This window comes from Rhizobium sp. LjRoot98 (assembly GCF_964252935.1).
In the GTDB taxonomy this organism is placed as follows: Bacteria; Pseudomonadota; Alphaproteobacteria; order Rhizobiales; family Rhizobiaceae; genus Pararhizobium.
This window is the reverse complement of sequence record NZ_CAXUPW020000028.1, coordinates 1-17,296: the sequence shown is the minus strand read 5'-3', so window position 1 is coordinate 17,296 and position 17,296 is coordinate 1. Positions and strand designations below refer to the sequence as shown.

The 17,296-nt window shown below is 53.3% G+C and carries 13 protein-coding genes, 2 pseudogenes and 1 other annotated feature; of the genes and pseudogenes, 14 read left to right on the top strand and 1 reads right to left on the bottom strand.

Going from position 1 to position 17,296, the window contains the following annotated elements:
* Nucleotides 1-744: pseudogene (locus ACSQ3J_RS30655) on the bottom strand (IS3 family transposase); the annotation flags it as partial.
* Nucleotides 347-463 (bottom strand) — a sequence feature (AL1L pseudoknot). It overlaps the preceding pseudogene by 117 nt.
* Before the next feature lie 54 nt (nt 745-798).
* On the opposite strand from ACSQ3J_RS30655, the pseudogene ACSQ3J_RS30650 reads away from it, so the two are divergent.
* From ACSQ3J_RS30650 to ACSQ3J_RS30585, 14 genes and pseudogenes are all read left to right on the top strand, one after another.
* Nucleotides 799-1,956, top strand: a pseudogene (locus ACSQ3J_RS30650) (IS3 family transposase); the annotation flags it as partial.
* Nucleotides 1,957-2,072: 116 nt separating this feature from the next.
* Nucleotides 2,073-3,152 carry a hypothetical protein gene (locus tag ACSQ3J_RS30645; RefSeq protein WP_436041079.1) on the top strand — a complete coding sequence of 360 codons (1,080 nt, stop codon included), beginning with the start codon at nt 2,073-2,075 and terminating at the stop codon, nt 3,150-3,152.
* A 24-nt stretch (nt 3,153-3,176) separates the two neighbouring features.
* Nucleotides 3,177-6,164 carry a hypothetical protein gene (locus ACSQ3J_RS30640; protein WP_436041078.1) on the top strand — a complete coding sequence of 996 codons (2,988 nt, stop codon included), beginning with the start codon at nt 3,177-3,179 and terminating at the stop codon, nt 6,162-6,164.
* Between the two features lie 38 nt (nt 6,165-6,202).
* Nucleotides 6,203-9,010, top strand: a complete 2,808-nt coding sequence (locus ACSQ3J_RS30635) for a glycosyltransferase (protein WP_436041077.1) — start codon at nt 6,203-6,205, stop codon at nt 9,008-9,010.
* A gap of 54 nt (nt 9,011-9,064) precedes the next feature.
* Nucleotides 9,065-9,931 (top strand): dTDP-4-dehydrorhamnose reductase family protein, encoded by an 867-nt coding sequence (locus tag ACSQ3J_RS30630; RefSeq protein WP_436041076.1) that lies wholly within the window; start codon nt 9,065-9,067, stop codon nt 9,929-9,931.
* Between the two features lies 1 nt (nt 9,932).
* Nucleotides 9,933-10,943: a polysaccharide biosynthesis protein gene (locus ACSQ3J_RS30625; RefSeq protein WP_436041075.1), complete on the top strand. Its 1,011-nt coding sequence runs from the start codon at nt 9,933-9,935 to the stop codon at nt 10,941-10,943.
* Nucleotides 10,936-12,117 (top strand): non-hydrolyzing UDP-N-acetylglucosamine 2-epimerase, encoded by a 1,182-nt coding sequence (gene wecB, locus ACSQ3J_RS30620; RefSeq protein WP_436041074.1) that lies wholly within the window; start codon nt 10,936-10,938, stop codon nt 12,115-12,117. Before ACSQ3J_RS30625 ends, wecB begins: the two co-directional genes overlap by 8 nt.
* Entirely contained in the window at nt 12,114-13,334 is a 1,221-nt protein-coding gene (locus tag ACSQ3J_RS30615) for a glycosyltransferase (RefSeq protein ID WP_436041073.1), read from the top strand. The genes wecB and ACSQ3J_RS30615 overlap by 4 nt, the downstream gene beginning before the upstream one ends.
* A gap of 396 nt (nt 13,335-13,730) precedes the next feature.
* A complete protein-coding gene (locus ACSQ3J_RS30610) occupies nt 13,731-13,934 on the top strand; it encodes a helix-turn-helix domain-containing protein (protein WP_436041072.1) in 204 nt (67 codons plus the stop codon).
* 152 nt (nt 13,935-14,086) lie between these two features.
* Complete coding sequence (gene tnpA, locus ACSQ3J_RS30605; protein WP_436041071.1) at nt 14,087-14,500, top strand: IS66-like element accessory protein TnpA; 414 nt, start codon at nt 14,087-14,089, stop codon at nt 14,498-14,500.
* Nucleotides 14,497-14,844 (top strand): IS66 family insertion sequence element accessory protein TnpB, encoded by a 348-nt coding sequence (tnpB, locus tag ACSQ3J_RS30600; protein ID WP_056533973.1) that lies wholly within the window; start codon nt 14,497-14,499, stop codon nt 14,842-14,844. Before tnpA ends, tnpB begins: the two co-directional genes overlap by 4 nt.
* Before the next feature lie 63 nt (nt 14,845-14,907).
* Nucleotides 14,908-16,530 (top strand): IS66 family transposase, encoded by a 1,623-nt coding sequence (gene tnpC / locus ACSQ3J_RS30595; RefSeq protein ID WP_060503178.1) that lies wholly within the window; start codon nt 14,908-14,910, stop codon nt 16,528-16,530.
* Nucleotides 16,530-16,739 (top strand): hypothetical protein, encoded by a 210-nt coding sequence (locus ACSQ3J_RS30590; protein WP_436041070.1) that lies wholly within the window; start codon nt 16,530-16,532, stop codon nt 16,737-16,739. The genes tnpC and ACSQ3J_RS30590 overlap by 1 nt, the downstream gene beginning before the upstream one ends.
* 70 nt (nt 16,740-16,809) lie before the next feature.
* Nucleotides 16,810-17,296, top strand: a 487-nt coding sequence (locus ACSQ3J_RS30585; RefSeq protein ID WP_436041069.1) for a helix-turn-helix domain-containing protein, incomplete at its 3' end; no start/stop codon positions are given.

Below are 17,296 nucleotides of genomic sequence, written 5' to 3'. Positions count from 1 at the left end.
CATAGGTAAAGTCAGAAACCCACAGCCTGTTGGGTGCAGGGGCTTTGAACTGGCGGTTAACCCGGTCAAGCGGGCTCGGAGCCGACTTGTCCGAGAATGTCGTGCGGATCGGCTTTCCTCGAATGATCCCCTGCAGGCTCATCGATCTCATAAGCCGGGCAACAGTGCAGCGGGCGACGTCAAAGCCTTCACGCTTCAACTGCCGCCAGACCTTGCGAACGCCATAGACACGAAAGTTCTGCTCGAAGACACGGCGTATCTCGATCTTCAGGCTGACATCGCTGCGGGCGCGGATCGACAGGCGATCCACATCCAGGCGCTTGGCGACATTCTCGTGATAGGTTGACGGGGCAATCGGCAATAGTTTGCAGATCGGCTCGACCCCGAACACGCCACGATGTTCGTCGATGAACGAGATCATCGTCTGAAGGGGCAGTCGAGCTCCGCCTGGGCGAAATATGCAGACGCCTTGCGCAATATCTCGTTGGCTTGACGAAGCTCGCGGTTCTCACGCTCCAGAGCCTTCATCTTCTCGGCCATGTCGCTCGGCAGGCCTGCTCGTTTGCCGGTGTCGACCTCGGTCTTCTTCACCCATTCATGCAGCGTGGCTGGCGAGCAGCCGATCTTGGCCGCAATATATGAAACGGCAGCCCACCGCGACGGGTGTTCTGCTTCGTGATCCAGCACCATACGAATGGCACGTTGACGGACTTCAGGTGAAAACTTGTTCGTTGTCTTGCTCATGATAGCTCCACTTTCTCAGAAGTTGGAGCCTCCGGCAAACCCGGCGCGGTTCACTACAAGCCTGATGTCACGGTCAGCATCGTTGCTCGACGTCATGGCATTCAGCCAAACCAGTTGTTCGCTTGGCGCAAGCTCGCAGCACAGGGTGCGCTGACTGCCACTGCCTCGCAACAGGAGGTCGTTCCGGCATCCGAATACAGGGCGCTTCAGAACCAAGTGAAAGAACTGCAGCGCCTCCTCGGCAAGAAGAGGATGGAAGGCGAAATCCTCAAGGAAGCGCTCGAGATAGCATCGGGGTCAAAAAAAACATCTGTTGCGCTCGCTCTCGTTGCCGAGGGGTGGTTCGCGATGACGGCAATGTGCGAGACCTTGTGTGTCGCCCGACCCAACATTGCGGAACGTGTGAAGCAACGTCCTCCCAGACCTCGAGGGTGGCCAGCGCTCGCCGATCAGGAGCTGGTGGATGAGATCAAGGCGATCATCGACGACATGCCGACCTACGGATATCGCCGGGTTCACGCGATCCTGCGCCGTAAGGCTCGCAGCGAAGACCGTCCATGGCCGAATGCCAAACGCGTCTACCGGGTTATGAAGGTTCATGGGATGCTACTCCAGCGCCATACCAGTGCAATCGACACCCGCCGCCATGAAGGCCGCGTGTCCGTCGAGCAGTCCAATCTGCGCTGGTGTTCAGACGGCTTCGAGATCGGATGGGACAACAAGGAAAAAGTCCGCGTTGCCTTGGCTCTCGACTGCTGTGATCGCGAGGCCATCGCCCATGTCGCCACCACTGAAGGCATCATGAGCGAGGACGTTCGGGACCTTGTCATTACGGCTGTCGAGAGCCGCTTCGGTCTCGTCAGCACCCTTCCATAGCCATTCGAATGGCTGACCGACAACGGTTCGTGCTTCATAGCGAGGTATACCAAGGCACTGCTCATCGACATCGGCATGGAGCCTTGCACGACGCCGGTTCACAGCCCCGAGCCCAACGCATTGGCCGAGGCTTTTGTCAAAACATTCAAGTGCGACTACGTCTCGGTGAACCCCATTCCGGACGCCGAAACCGTCATCGCACAACTGCCTTTGTGGTTCGAGCATTACAACACGCTTCACCTGCACAAGGCTTTGGGATATCGATCCCCGCGTGAACTCTTAAACCGTCAAACAGAAACCCGATCCCGTCCGGTTTTTAAGGGACAGCTACATTAGGATCTCTGGGGCAGTAATATCTGTCCCAATTCAAGCAAAACTTTCGGTTGAAAAAAAAATCCGTTCAATGTAACAGACGCTTTATCAGCCCGGACACACTGAATGGGATAGAATAAGTGTCGCCTAAAACAGTAATGTTCGACATATCAGCCCATGGGTTGGGCCATCTTTCTATATCGGGACCCGTAATTAATGAGTTTGTCAAAATCTATCCCCATGTCCGCACTGTTGTTCGATCTGAGTTAAAGCCCGATAAAATAAAGTCGTTCGTTAGCGGCGCGTTCGAATTTTGCCGACGCGAGCGAGAGGTGACATTAGTGGCGCCCAGCGCTCTGCAGATCGATATCAATAAAAGTATCAGAATGTTTCATGACCTCTACGTCGAGTGGCCTGAACGGCTTGCATATGAGATTGGCGCAGTTAGAAGTGTCAACGCAGATGCTGTCATCAGTAATATAAACTACATGTCTATTGCTGCTGCTCGAGAATTAAAGTTACCAAATATAGCAATTTGCTGCATGAATTGGGCAGACATGTATATTTCGTATTGCCATTCAGCCACGGGCGCGCAAGACATAGACGGACATTTGCGTTCGATCTACGCGGGGGTGGATTTTTTTCTGCAGCCCAGGCCTCATATGCCCATGTCCGATATCGATGCAAGGCGTTCAATCGGACCTATTGCTCGCATTGGTCGCAACAGGTCCGATGAACTGAAGTCCGTATTTGCGCGTTCTGCCACAGTTAAGCTGGCGCTATATACGCTGGGTGGGTTAGCAGGCGATCCCGAGCCTAACTTCCCGTGTGTAGATGGTGTTCAATGGCTTGTCACTGACGCGTATGCTGGTAATCGGACAGATGTATCATCGTGCAATTCGCTGGATTGGTCGTTTGCCGACATCATCGCGTCAGTGGACGTGGTGGTCGGGAAAGACAGTTATGGGACAGTCGTGGAGGCCGCTTGCGCAGGCGTGCCTCTCATCATGCTGCCTCGCGGCAACTGGCCGGAGGAACAATGCTTGTCAGAGTGGGCAAGCCAGAATTGTTGCTTCGACTTGGTTTCGTTTTCGGCAGGCAGCGGTGCCGATCTCAAACAAGCTATTGAACAAATCCTTCTGCTTGATAGAAAGCCTGCGGTGGCTGCTACTGGCATTCACGAAGCGGTTGCTGTTATCGCAACAGCCGCTGGGCTCTGAACACTCAAATAGTCTGGAATTCCGATGAACAGCGCCGCCGGCGAAAACAACGTTAAGACCCTGCTATTGACTGACATGCCGCCGTGTTCGAACTGGACTTCCGGTATCGTAACAGCACAAATGTGCCGGGCCTTTGAGCCCGGAGCTTTGGCGGTTTTCGCTGTCATGAATCCTAATCTGGAGCTCGTTTCGTTTTCCGATTTGGCTCAAGTGCCGACTTCGATTTTTGGCCAGCCGAATGAAGATTATAGTGTCGGAAATATAACGACAGACGAAGTCTTTGCGTCGGAGACCAAAATCCGAACGCAGGACATTCCGAGGTTGGTTAAAGCTGCTGCTGAATTTGGTCGCATGCAGGGTGTCGGCCAAGTTTGGGCGGTTCTGGAGGGGCAGACGATGGTGCGACTGGCCCTGGCGGTTGCCCAGGAACTCGCCGTTCCCCTGAAAAGCCATATATGGGACCCGCTTTCGTGGTGGCAGCTGGCGCGTAACCTCGATCCCAAGACATGTGCTATCGACAATGCTTTGCTGGAAAAGACGTTGACGGCGTCCGAATTCGTTGTAGCTCCCTCATGGGTGATGGCGGAAAAATTAAAGAAAGATCATGGCGTACCAAGCTACCCGATCATAACGTCAATGGACGCCTCCGTCGCGCAGCCTGCCGCAACAGGGTTTCGCTCCGATGGTGAACTAACTATAGGGATTGCCGGCCAGTTTTATGCCAGTGATGCCTGGATCTCTTTTTATGAAGCCTTGGAGGCTTGCGGCTGGATGGTTGGAGGACGCAAGGCCTTCATTAACGTCTACGGTGCTGCTTCACCTACCAATATTGTCGATCCGTCGCATGTCCGGATGCGGGGATGGTACGCACAGCCGAAGCTGGTCGAAGTACTTTCGAAAGAGTGCGACATTTGCTATTGTCCTTACCCGTTCGACGTAAAACTTGAGGAAGTCTCCAGGTTTAGCTTCCCGTCGAAAGCGGTAGTCTACCTTGCAAGCGGGAGGCCCATATTCTTTCACGGTCCCGCCTACTCGTCGCCATCCATTTATTTATTGGATAAGGACGCCAGTATTTGTTGTCACTCGACGTCCGCCAGCGACATTATTTCAGCGCTAGAGCATCTTGCTACTAACCATTCTTTGTATACCGGGCTAGCTACCCGAGGAGCAGATGCCTTCAGGGCCGACTTCACGCTTGACACTTTGGGCGAGTTGGTGCGCGAACATCTCTGGCCTTCCAGCCAGAAAAAAATCGGCAACGCAGCCCGCAGCCAGAGCGAATCTTACTGTCGTGACCCGAGCAGCGAGCAGGTGCTGCTAGAGCAAATGTTTGATCCATATTTCTACTGGAATACCTACCGACAAGCGCGTAATTCCGATGCCGGTGTTCTGGGCCATTATCTCTCTAATCGAAAAGATCACCAATTTAATCCCCATCCCCTTTTTAGCGTACAGAGCTACTTGGCGTCGAGACCGGATGTGGCAGCCGCGGGTGTCGAACCATTCGCACATTACTTGAAGCACGGCTGGAGAGAGGGATCGGATCCACATCCGCTGTTTTCGGGAAGCTTCTATTGCGAGAAAAACCCCGATGTAAAAGCCGCCGACATCGCGCCGTTCACGCATTATTTAAAGTTTGGATGGCGCGAGGGAAGGGATCCGCATCCGCTGTTTTCAGTCCAGAGATATCTCTCGCCTCGACCAGACCTTTCCGAAGCTGGTGCGGAGCCGCTGACTCATTTCGTGACAGTTGGATGGCGTCAGAAAATTGATCCACATCCGTTGTTCTCCATTGATGCGTATCTGACTTCCCGGCCAGACATTGCAGCCAGCGGTATGGATCCGCTTTCGCATTATCTTTGCCTTGGTTGGAAAGAAGGAGCAGATCCGCACCCACTATTTTCAGTAAGTCGATATCTGGCCCAAAGATCGGATGTTGCCGAGGCCGGCATTGAGCCCCTGCAGCACTATATGGCATCGGGCTGGAAGGAGGGTGTTGATCCGCATCCGCTCTTCTCCATTAGAGAGTATCTGAACGCTCGGCCAGACGTATCCGCTGCCTGCATAGAGCCCTTAACGCATTATCTGACGGATGGTTGGCGCGAGGGAACCGACCCCCATCCATTATTCTCTGTACGTCGGTACCTTTCGCACAGGCTTGATGTCGTCGTCTCGAATTCAGAACCGTTGGCACATTACCTTTCAGTGGGTTGGCGTGAACGGACGGACCCGCATGCGCTCTTTTCCATTTCGAAATACCTGCAAGCTCGTACGGACGTAGCGGCGGCAGGTGTCGAACCACTCTGCCACTATCTCGAATTCGGTTGGAGGGAGGGCGCGCGTGTATCTGATTGGTTTTCGCCCGAGTTCTACAGCGAGTCCTATCCAGTAATTGCTGAGAGTGGCGTTGATCTTCTCACCGACTATATTGCTCGAGGATGGAAGTCAGGGAGAGACCCGAACGCTTGGTTTTCGACAGATTTCTACGTTAACAATAACCCTGGGATAGATTTTACTAGAGATAGCCCGCTTGGCCACTATGTTGAAACCGGTTGGCGGGAACTGCGCGATCCAAACACTTGGTTCTCGATCGCGGAGTATCATCGCCATTTCGGCGAGGAGGTTAAGCATTCCGAACCAATTACCAATTATTTAAAGCATGGCGATTCAATAAAACGCGAAGGGGACGAAATCACTATCTCAGCGTATTTTGTGCGCAATTATCGTAACACCGTGGCATTGCGACAAGCGGTGCGCGTTAACGAGCGCCTGCAGGCCGGAGCCAAGCGTTCTAACGCGTCGCATGTGATTCAAGAACGCGCGGGAATTGACAGCGACCAGCGCGTTCTGGAGTTGGTGGAAAACATACTGACGGACGTGGGCGAGCGAGTGATTGTTGAGCTTGAGGCTGGCGGTCTTGGAAAGGATGTTGAGTACAAGATTTGGACACTTCTTCATGATATTACTCGATCGGCCGACTCGTGGTTGCGAGTTTCACTTGCCCAAAAGTGATTTGAGAGCTGGATTATCCACACTATGAGTGAAGCAGAATGAGTCCCCGCGTTACTTTGGTCATGCCTGTGTACAATGGGGCAAGCTATCTGGCACGAGCTATCACAAGCGCTCTTGGTCAGGATTACGACAATTTTGAGATCATCATTGTCAATGACGGCTCAACCGACGAGCAGACCGAAAGAATTGCTTGCGCATTTCGTGACGCAAACCCGCACCGTATTCGATATATCCATCAGGAAAACGGTGGCGTTTCAGCGGCTCTCAATACGGCGATAGCGGTCGCAACCGGCGACTTCTTCTGTTGGCTCAGCCATGATGATATTTTCTATTCCGATCGGCTAAAATCTCAAGTCAATTTTCATTCGCAAATCGGCATTGCCGACGCGTGTGTTTTTTCCAATTTCAGCTTGATTGACTCAGAGGGGAAAACTCTGTCGGGTCCCCTTTTAGGCTCGGAGATTTTCACGAGAAACCCGGAACTGGCGCTACTGCATAGCGGTATAAACGGGTGTACGCTTCTTATTCCGATGTCGCTGATGCGCTTCTATGGACCATTCGACACGGCTCTTCGATATACGCAGGACTACGATCTGTGGGCCCGGATGCTTAAAAACCATCCGTTCTTCTTCAACGATAATGAACTCGTGCGCTACCGCGTCCATGCGGAGCAGGGGACCCAGAATCCCGCTGCAATACTCGAAGGCGACCAGTTGTGGATCCGCCTTATGGATGAGCAGGATGAGATACGCCGCGTACAAATGTTTGGAAGTCGACGCCGCTATTACGCCGCCATGGCAAAATTTCTCGGCCAGAGTTCGCCTTATAGACGCGCCCTAGCCCACGCCGAGAGCAAGATGCGGGCAGATAACTCCGAGTTGCTTGTGACCGTTCTTCTCGTCGTCACAGATAATGAGGAAGAGGTGCTTCAATCGCTCGAAACAGTCCTTAATCAGTCGCATGGAAACTGGGAGCTTTTCCTGCTGGCGACTAGGGAAATGTGCAGCGCTCAAGTTATTGAAACAGCGGTCTCCAACCAATCGCGGGTGCAATGGTTGAAGGGGGAAGGCGACAACGCAGATTCGTACAACCGCGGCATTGAAGCGGCAAGGGGCGACTACATTGCCTTCATCGAAGCTGGCGATTCCTGGTTTCCCAATCACCTGTCCAAGCAGATCGAGACAATGGTCGAGGAAGGTTCGGTTGTCGGTCATGGTTCGTACTTGGCCTGGTGGAAGGATTTGTCCACAAAGCGCGTCGCCATTATTCATGACGAGCGATCCGTAACCTCGGTTGATCGTTCGCTGTCTCCGATCGACGTTGCCTTTTCGACCTTGATGATTCATCGCATTGTCATTGCTGCTGGTGTTCGATTTGAGGTGGGATCGAGCCACTGTGTTTATCTTTTTCTCGCGGTCCTAGGCAACCTCTACGACTGGATTGGTGTCCGTGAGGTGCTGACCGAAGTGAGGATTGGCGTGTCCACACCGCAAATCGATCTAACTCGGCGGACGGAAATTGAGCAAGCATGCCGAAAGCATGTTCCACCTTCGGAAAGGCTTTTTTGCTCGCTTCAGCTGGAGGTCACGCCAGAACTGGCCGTCAAGTCGCGAAATGATTTAATCGATCGCTTTGCCGACGGCATGTCGTTGGCCGGCAGAGACGGTCTGGACCCACGCGAAATGAAGTCCCAAAAGTCGGTCGGAATGACGCCAGATGAAAGCGGTTCGTCCCAAATTAGAGCTTATACACTTTTCATCTCTCATGATTTTGGCGGTGGCACGGAGCGGCTCGTCCAAAATCGGTTTAGACAAGTCGAGCGGGAGGGGCTCGGCGTATGTGTCTTACGGCGAGTTAGCGATACCGGGACAGCGGCGGTCAGCATCTTAGACTCCTCCGGAGCAATTCGGACAACTGTCGATATTGACGTCAATGCCGAGACATTCGGCGAAAAGGTCAACGCCCTTAATATTGAAAACGTAGAAATTCATTCTCTGCTGACACTGCAGCCAAATGTCTGGGTGCCGTTGCTGAAATCATTGAGAGCTATCGGCATTACGTACAGCGTACATGTGCATGACTATATGACAGTGTGCCCAAGGCTTTTTATGGTTTTGCCAAATGGTGACTATTGTGGTCAACCGGATGTTCACGGGTGCGAACGATGCATCGCTCAACATGGCGGAATTTATAGCAATCCAACCGTGTCTTCGTGGAGGGCGGTACACGGCCAAATGCTGACAGCGGCATCTCAGGTCATTGTGCCTGACGAGGATGTGCGCCAACGTCTCCGAATGTATTTTCCTGGTATAGAGATGAGCGTCCGTCCGCATCCGAGTTCGGAGAGGAAACTCCGGAGGGTTCTGGTATTAGGTCATTGCCACGTCCACAAGGGTTCTGAGACCTTGGTAAAAACCGCGCGAGCAGCGCTCCAGCACAACAGTCCTATCGAATTCGTCTTGCTTGGGACTAGTGACAGAGAAGATGCGCTCAGGGAGTTAAGCAACGTCCGTATGCTTGGGCCCTACCGCGACGCGGCCTTGGTAGGCCTCATCGAAGAAATTAACGCAGACTTCGTTTGGTTTCCTGGACAGGCGGCAGAAACGTTCAGCTTCACCCTCTCAGACACGTTCGAGGCGGGAGGATATCCAGTCTCATTCGATATTGGAGCTATCGCATCAAGGATTCGAGCGACCGGCCGCGGAACGGTCCTGCCAATCGATTTAGCAAAAAAACCGGAGGCACTCCTCGATCGGCTGCTTTCGCTCGAAGTCGGTCAAAAAAGTTCACTAACAGAAGACAATTCCGTAATGGCGCGAACAAAAGTTCCGTCGCCGCATGTTTAATAGTAAGGCGCGATTGTCCAATTTATCCGGGCAATAGTCAGGAGTAAGTAGCAAATGAAGATACTCGTTCTGGGCGTATCCGGAATGCTTGGGAGCGCGGTTTTTCGCCTCTTGTCCCACGATCCTAGCCACGTGGTTTGGGGTGCCGAGCGTGGAGATTTGGCGCAACGGATCCTCAAAGGCGTCGATACGCAACGTATCTTATCGGGGCTTGACGTCAACGATTGGGACAGCGTGGTTGGATATGTTAATAAAACTGACCCGGATGTGATCATCAACTGCGTGGGAGTAGTTAAACAGTTGGCCGATGCGCAGGATCCCTTGGTTATTATACCTATCAATACCCTGCTGCCGCACCGCCTGCACGCACTCTGCATAGATCGCGGTTGCCGACTTGTTCATGTGAGTACCGACTGCGTGTTCGCAGGTGTCACAGGAAATTACTCCGAGAACGCTGTCGCAGATGCTCGCGATCTTTATGGCCTTTCCAAATATCTGGGTGAAATCAAAACGCCCGGTGCGATTACGCTTAGGACGTCAATCATTGGCCACGAGTTGGCCAGTAGCCACAGTTTGGTAAATTGGTTTTTGTCCCAAAGGGGGAAAGTGCGTGGGTTTTCTCGCGCCATTTTTTCGGGGCTTCCAACAGTCGAGTTGGCTACCGTCATCAAAAATGTGGTTATACCCCGGTCTGATCTCTACGGTCTTTACCATATTTCAGCAAATCCGATCAACAAGTACGACCTTCTTTACTTGATAAAGCAGATCTACAATAAAGAAATAGACATTGAGCGAGATGAAAACCTTGTCATCGATCGCTCCCTCGACTCGTCTCGGTTCCGTGCAGCAACAGGCTATGTTGCGCCCGACTGGCAGGAACTGATTGTACGAATGCACCAATTCGAAAATTCTGGAGTTTAAAATGTTTGACAACAAAGTTGTGATGATTACCGGTGGTACGGGGTCGTTTGGTAGCACGGTTTTGTCGCGTTTCGCCGACAGTGATGTCGGCGAGATACGCGTCTTCAGCCGAGATGAAAAAAAACAGGAAGACCTCCGTCTTAAGCTTGGTAACGACAAAGTCAAATTTTATATTGGAGACGTTCGCGAGTATACCAGCGTTCGAGATGCTATGCGAGGCGTCGATTTCGTATTCCACGCCGCCGCGCTAAAGCAAGTCCCGTCTTGCGAATTTTATCCGATGGAGGCTATTCGTACAAATGTTCTTGGGGCGGAGAACGTGCTCAACGCTGCTATCGAAAATGCGGTCCAGAAAGTGGTTGTGCTGAGCACGGATAAAGCTGTTTATCCAATCAATGCGATGGGAATGTCCAAGGCATTAATGGAAAAACTTATGGTGGCTAAGTCGCGTCAGCGAACGCCTGGTGGAACAGTGTTCTGCGCCACGCGTTACGGAAACGTCATGGCGTCGCGTGGTTCGGTGATACCTCTGTTCATTAACCAAATTCGCGCTGGCAAACCTATCACCATCACTGATCCGGCGATGACCCGTTTCCTGATGTCACTTAATGAATCGGTGGAACTGGTCTTACACGCCTTCAACGAGGGACGGCAGGGAGATCTCTTCGTTCAAAAATCTCCTGCGTCGACCATTGCTGATCTGGCAACGGCTATAATGCGTTTGATGGGTAGGGAAGTACCGATCAAGATCATCGGAACGCGGCACGGCGAAAAGCTTTTTGAGACTTTGGTAGGACGAGAAGAAGTGGCGCGTGCGGATGATGACGGAGATTATTTCCGAATTCCCGCCGATGATCGCGACTTAAACTACAGCAAATTCTTCGAGGCCGGCGAGACCCAGGTTTCTAGCATGGAGGACTATACTTCGCACAATACCACCCGGCTAACTGTCGACGGCACCGTAGAAGTCCTAAAAAAACTCAATTTGTTCAATGGTGAACTCGATGCGTAAAGTAATGACGATTGTTGGTACTCGTCCCGAGATCATAAAGATGTCCCGCGTCATCGCCGCTTTTGACCAGCATACGGATCACATTCTAGTTCATACTGGACAGAATTACGATTACGAGTTGAACGAGATTTTTTTTAACGAGCTTATGATCCGGAGACCAGATTATTTCCTGGAGGCCGCTGGCAAGAACGCCGCAGAGACCATTGCTCGAGTTATTGAGCGAACTGACGCCCTATTTGACTCGGTAAAGCCGGAGGCGTTGCTACTCTACGGCGATACCAATTCTTGTCTAAGCGTCATCGCGGCGAAGCGCCGTCGTATACCGGTCTTTCATATGGAAGCAGGTAACCGCTGTTTCGATCAGCGAGTCCCTGAGGAAATCAACCGTAAGGTTGTAGACCACCTGAGCGATGTCAACTTCGCCTTGACCGAACATGCCAGAAGACACCTTCTCGCGGAGGGTCTTCCTTCAGACAGGATATTCGTGAGCGGATCTCATATGGAGGAGGTATTGGATTATTATGCTTCGCGCATCGCGACCTCGACCATTCTATCTCAGCTTGGTTTGGAAGCACACGGGTACTTGATTGCAAGTGCCCATCGCGAGGAAAACGTTGACTCTGACGCTCGCCTTTTCGCGTTGCTTTCATCCTTTCGCCAACTTCACCAGGAATTGAAGGTACCCGTTATCGTTTCAACCCATCCCCGCACGCGTAAACGACTGGCGGCAATGGGCGAGACGCTAGATGGCGAGATTCGCTTCCTTCCACCGTTTGGTTTTTGCGACTATATTGCTTTGCAAAAACACGCTCTCTGTGTCGTAAGCGACAGCGGAACTATTACCGAGGAATCGTCGCTGCTGAATTTTCCGGCGGTGAATCTTCGTGAAGCCCATGAGCGACCTGAAGGCGTCGATGAGGGCACATTGATCATGTCCGATTGCTCGCCCGTCCGTTTGACTGAAGCAGTTCAAACGACGATTGCGATTTCGCGCACAGCACCAAGTTATCGGCGCGTTGTGGCGGACTATAAGGGCGGTGCGGTATCGTTGAAAATATTGACCACGGTGCTTAGTTACATTGATTACGTCAACCGCGTGGTCTGGCGGGAATCTGCCAACTTCTCGCCTAATGATGTCAGCCTGTCCCAGGCGCATGGAGCAAAAGGGCAATGAAAGTTCTGCAACTCAACGGGTATGAGTCGCCAGGGCGGCGCTTCAGCGGTTTGGCGCTCGCGCCATTGCTGGAAGAGTATGACATATCGTCGACTCACATCATTTGGCAGCGTGACACAACCAATCCCGAGGTGCTGGGATATGAGGCCCCAAATAACCGTCGGCTTAACGAAATGTATGCTCGAGTGGAGCAACGCCTCGGCTTTCAATCTGTATATTATACAAATGCTTCTGAGCTTATGGGTCGGAAGGAATACATCGAAGCGGACCTTATCCATTTCCATCTAATCCACACAGGATACATGAGCCTTTTGGACTTTCCCGCTATAACCCGGGAAAAGCCGACAGTTTGGACGTTGCATGACCCCTGGGCATTCTCGGGCCACTGCATCCACCCATTCAGTTGCCAAGGTTGGCGGACAGGCTGCGGCAATTGTCCGGACTTGCAAATTCCCTTTGCTGTAAACCGCGACAGTTCCGCATTGATGTTCTCACTTAAACAAGAGATCTTGAAGCGCTCCTCCTTCGAAGTCATCGTTGCGTCGCCGTGGATGGAAAATATGACGAAAGCCTCCCCACTCTTCGATGGCGTACCAGTTCACCTCGTTCCGTTTGGTCTTGATCTCAGCTACTTCAGTCAAGGATCTCGCGCCGCAGCGCGTGCGCGTCTGCGCATTCCCGACGAAGCGATCGTCATAGGCTTTCGCGCTGAGCACGGCGCATTCAAAGGTCTTGAGTATATAGAGCGTGCGCTTGATGCACTTAAAGACAATGAAAACGTTTGGCTTCTTTCGACAGCAAGTCATGGGCCGCTCGATCGCTTCCGGGATCGTTTCGGTGTGATTGAGCTCGGCTGGGTCAACGACCAGGAAGTGATGCGGGATTTTTTTGCTGCTCAGGATATCTTTCTTATGCCCTCAGTCGCCGATGCATTCGGCGTCATGGCGATCGAGGCGATGGCGAGCGGGTGTCCAGTAGTTGTCTTCGAGGGCACTGCCCTCCCGGGCGTTACAGGGGCTCCGGACGTCGGTATTCAAGTTGCAAATCGAGACGCGTCGGCGCTTGCGGTCGCCATTCAACGTTTGATAGATGATCCCGATGAGCGCGTAAGGCGTGGCCAACTTAGCCGCGATCTGGTTGAACAGGTGTATGACGAGAAGCGGCAGGCGCGACACGTCGCTGATGTTTATAAAAGTTTACTAGAGAGACGTAGATAATTCTCTTCAGTTTTTCAGTGAAGATTGCTTAACCGGGGCATGGAATCGTGAATAATAAGATTATATACTTAGATCTATACCTTCCTGTCGCGGGCCTTCCGGAAATTCTTTCGCGATCTTCGTCTTCTTAATCTAACGAGTGAATCGTTGGCGTATTGGGTAATTTGCAAAATGGATCAGAAACAACCGCTTGAACGTGGCGAAAACGATATCGACACGACGCAAGAAGAAATTCAGTTCTTCAATCCTTGGGATGAGCACTTTAAGGCTGATTTCGAGCGAATACAGACTGAATTCGAATACTAGAGCAATTTCCCGTCTGATTGAATCGATCAGGGTTTTCAAATCAGTGTCGAACTGATTCAACCTCCATGCTGCTGAAGGAGGCCAGCATGGATGGCTAAAGCTCTTTCACTCGATCTGCGCCAGCGTGTTGTGAATGCGATTGCCGCCGGCATCTCGCGCCGACAAGCGGCTGAGCGGTTTGGTGTGAGCGCCGCCAGTGCTGTTCGCTGGCAGAAGCAGTTCAGCGACACCGGAACCATCCAATTCGACAAGCAGGGCGGCGACCGTCGTTCGAAATACATCGACGCCCGGTAATCCCCCGCGAATTAACGGGCTTCAAAAGTAGAATTTTCTCGGGCTTTATGATGTAATACGCCAACTCGCTGACCTCGACTCTTTGGCCTTCCCAAAACGTAACCGCCCGATTGGCACCGCCTGCCGCATAAGGCCTTAATGGCCTAAGACACGTGTTTAACGACGTCGTTAGCGACGTGTCTTATGCGGGGATTGCGATGCGCGTTGAAATTCTTGGGCAAGAGCGGCGGCGCCGATGGCGCGACGATGATAAGCTCGCGATTGTCATGTCGGTTGGGGATGGTGGAGCGACCATCACAGAGGTTGCCCATCGGCACGATATTACGCGGCAGCAGATTTACGCTTGGCGTAGCGAGCTGAAGAAGAAGGGGCTTCTCTCGGCGTCGTCGAATACATTGTTCATCCCCGTCGACGTGAAAGCGGTACGGATGGATCTTGCTGATGACCCGGAAAGGTGCTCCGGGATGGTCGAACTACGATTGAGCTGCGGCCGCACCCTTCGCTTCGGCAGTGCGTTCGATACGGCTGCCCTGACGCAGATCATCCGGGCGGTGGAAGCAGCATGATCGGGCCTGGGACCGGCGTTCGGGTCTATCTTGCATGCGGGATCACGGACATGCGCAAAGGAATTGAAGGCCTGGCTGCGCTTGCGCAGGATGTCTTGCGCCAGAAGCCGACGGGCGGCGCGGTATTTGCCTTTCGCGGCAAACGTGGCGACCGTTTGAAGCTACTGTATTTTGATGGCCAAGGCTTCTGCCTGTATTACAAGATTTTGCAGAAAGGTCGGTTCCCGTGGCCTTCAGCGTCCGACGGCACAGCGCGACTGACGTCGGCTCAACTGGCGATGTTGTGGGAAGGGATCGATTGGCGTCGTCCTGATTGGGGCGCGCCGCCGGCGCGTGTCGGGTGATTTTATCCCTCTGAAACCACTCGTTTTTATCGCAATTTCTCCTGACTTGTGGTAGTCAGGATCATGTCAATCGCAACGACAAATCTCCCTGATGATCCATCCTTTCTCAAGGCAATGATAATCGCGTTGCAGGCGGAAAACGCGAAGATGTCGGCGACGTTGCAAGCGCACGACCAGTTGATTCAAACCCTGCGGCTGCGTATCGCCAAGCTGAAGAAACAGGTCTTCGGCAAGTCGTCCGAAAAGATCGAGCGTGAAATCGAGCAGTTGGAACTGGCGCTTGAGGATCTGTTGATCGCCGCCGCTGAGAGCAATACTGCCCCGATAGATGAGCCCGATGAGGAAGCGTCTATTGTAGCCTTGGCGGATACGCCTGAGAAGATCATGCGCCGGCGCCCACGCGTCTCGGACAAGGCAGTTCGCGAACGCCGGGAACTCGATCCTGGCTCCTGCTGCCCGGAATGCGGAGGTGAGCTGCGTCTTGTCGGTGAGGACACAAGCGAAATCCTCGACATGATTGCAGCGCAGATGAAGGTGATCGAGGTCGCTCGATTGAAGAAGTCCTGCCGTTGCTGCGAGAAGATGGTGCAGGTGCCTGCTCCGAGCCGCCCGATCGCTGGCAGCATGGCGGGCGCTGGCCTCTTGGCGTACATTCTGGTGTCGAAGTTCGATGACCATTTGCCACTGTACCGTCTGAACGAGATCTTCGCCCGCATGGGTGCCGACATTCCCGACAGCACGATGGTCGATTGGTGTGGTCGTGCCATGCAGGTGCTGCAGCCTCTTATCGAGAGGATCGAAACGGCGGTCATGGCAAGTGACCTCCTTCATGCCGACGACACCCCGATCCGGGTGCTGGATCGCTCGCTCCGAGACAAGGGGATGGGCAAAGGGGTGAAGAAGGGCAGGATCTGGACATATGTCCGCGATCAACGACCATGGGCAGGCAGTTCTGCGCCTGGTGCAGTCTACTATTTTGCTCCGGACTGGAAAGAAGAGCACGTCCACCGCCACCTTAAGCAATCAGGCGGCATCCTTCAGGCTGACGGCTACAAAGGATACGGCAAGCTATACTCACCTGGAGCGGATGGCCTTCCTCGCTTCAAGGAGGCGGCCTGCTGGGCCCACTGGCGACGCGACTTCCACGATATCTGGACATCGAACAAGTCCGAGATCGCGCGAGAGGCGCTCGATCGTATCGGAGCGCTTTACGACATCGAGCGAGGCATCAACGGCCAGCCTCCTGAGATCCGGCTTGCCGCGCGTCAGATGCAGAGCAAGCCCAAGGTTGAAGCATTCCGTCACTGGGCTGAAGCTCAACTGACGCGCATTCCCGGCAAAGGCGATCTGGCGGCAGCTTTCCGCTACGGTTTGAGCCGATGGTCTTCGCTCTGCCTATTCATGGAAGACGGTCGTGTCGCGATCGACAACAATGCTGCCGAACGGGCTCTGCGTCCAATAGGCGTTGGAAGACGCAACTGGCTGTTCGCGGGAGCCGACACCGGGGCGGAGACTTTGGCGCGGGCCATGACAATCATCGAGACGGCCAAATTGAATGGTCTTGATCCACAGGCATACTTGACCGACGTGCTTAATCGCATCCACGATCACAAGATCAATCGGTTAGACGAGCTGCTGCCGTGGAACTGGTCGCCGTTCGTCACAATCTCTGCCGAGGCAGCCTGATGGCAACAGTTACCTACGTCCGTACGATCAAATTTGTCGCCGAAATTCTAAAAGAGGACCCGGAGCTTCTTCAGGCAATCGTCTCCAACGATGATAATCTGAGCTACGGCAGCATCATCTCCGTCTATACCGGAGACGACGAATCCGTCACCGCACTGACAGACGACGTGAGAACGCCGGTGAGAAAGTGCACCACGGAAGCGGCCTGAGCGTCGGGTCGGGGACGGTCGTTGAACGACGGTCCGTGGTTTAGTCTTCTGCGTTTTGCAGAGGGCGAGGATGAAGCAATTGGAGCTTTATGCACGTGTGCGCCATGCGGTGATAGTGGACGGTATGAGCCGTCGAGAGGCCGCGCGACTCTTCGGGATCAATCGACGGACGGTCGAGAAGATGATCCAGTTTTCTGTGCCGCCCGGCTACCGTCGGGATCGGGTGGTGAAGCGCCCGAAGCTGGATGCATTTGTCCCGATCATCGACAGGATATTGGTCGATGACAAACAGCGCCCGAAGAAGCAGCATCATACGATCCGCCGGATATTCGTACGGCTTCGTGACGAGCATGGTTACGCTGGCGGGATCACGATTGTCAGCGATTATGTCCGTGAGCAGTATCTGAGGCAGCGGGAGATGTTCGTGCCGCTGGCGCACGCACCGGGTCATGCCCAGGTCGACTTTGGTGAAGCGGTCGGCATCATCGGTGGGGTGGAATGCAAGGTGCATTTCCTGTGCATGGACCTGCCACATTCGGACGGCTGCTTTGTAAAGG